At 56.2% G+C, this 1,230-nt stretch carries 1 protein-coding gene; it reads left to right on the top strand.

Annotation, left to right across the window (positions count from 1 at the left end):
• Positions 1–59 precede the first annotated feature (59 nt).
• Positions 60–1,195 (top strand): IS3 family transposase gene (locus SC206_RS05525; protein WP_332734989.1). Its coding sequence is split into 2 segments (ribosomal slippage): positions 60–306 and positions 306–1,195, totalling 1,137 coding nucleotides; the frame shifts between segments, so codons are not numbered across the junction.
• Positions 1,196–1,230 lie beyond the last annotated feature (35 nt).

Below are 1,230 nucleotides of genomic sequence, written 5' to 3'. Positions count from 1 at the left end.
TGGACTGCCCCCGCCCCGGTAGACGATCCTGCCCTATAGTTTGAGCATAGGAGGAGCGTATGGGCACACCACGATTTACACCTGAATTTAAGGAAGAAGCCGTCCGTCAGATAACGGAACGCGGTTATTCCGTCGCTGAAGTATCTGACCGTCTGGGCGTTTCTGCACACAGCCTCTACAAGTGGCTACGGGCTATCAAACCTGATAACAGCGAGCAGCATGCCCGGGATTTACTGGAAGCTAAAAGCGAGATCCTGAAACTCCGGGCGCAGCTAAAACGCACCGAAGAAGAACGGGATATCCTGAAAAAGGCCGCGCGGTACTTTGCAAGGGAGCCCGACTGAAGTACCGCTTTATCAATGAGCACCGCACTGTATGGGGTGTGATGACGATGTGTCGGGTACTGAATGTCGCCCGGGCCGGGTTCTATGCGTGGCTGCATAACCCTGTCTCGGCGCGTGATAAAGATAACCAGCGCCTGCTGATGCTTATCCGCGACTCATATTCCCTGAGCGGAGGCGTATACGGTTATCGGCGGGTTCATGGCGATCTGAACGAAATCGGGGAAACCTGCGGTAAAAACCGGGTGGGTCGGATCATGCAACTGAACCGGATTAAAGCTGTGCGCGGCTATAAAGCTCCACGTCGTATCGCTGGCAGGCCTTCAGTCGTTGCTCCTAATCGCGTGCAGCGGCAGTTCACCGTTGTCCGGGCCAACCAGGTCTGGGTCACCGATATTACTTATATCCGCACCTGGCAGGGCTGGCTGTATCTGGCGGTGGTTATCGATCTCTTCGCCCGTAATGTGGTCGGCTGGTCGATGAAACCCACTCTCTCACGCGAACTGGCGCTCGACGCGCTGATGATGGCGGTCTGGCGCCGAAAACCAGACGGCGAGGTCATCGTACATAGCGATCAAGGTAGTCAGTACGGCAGTGACGACTGGCAGCGCTTCTGCCGGGCCAATAACCTGGCACCGAGCATGAGCCGGCGTGGCAACTGCTGGGATAATGCGGTGGCCGAATCGTTCTTCAGTTCACTGAAAAAAGAACGCATCAGGAAGAGAATATACAAAACCCGGGATCTGGCCCGGGCGGATATCTTCGATTACATTGAAGTGTTCTACAACCGGGCCCGGCGCCACAGTCACCTCGGCGGCGTCAGTCCGGAGGCCTTCGAACAGGCCTCATCGTGAGGACAGAATTTGTCTACTGTCGTGGGGTCAGTCCA

The sequence above is a fragment of the Rouxiella sp. T17 genome, assembly GCF_036663475.1.
GTDB lineage: Bacteria > Pseudomonadota > Gammaproteobacteria > Enterobacterales > Enterobacteriaceae > Rouxiella.
Note: the sequence above shows the minus strand (reverse complement) of the source record. Positions and strands in the feature narration are given on the sequence as shown.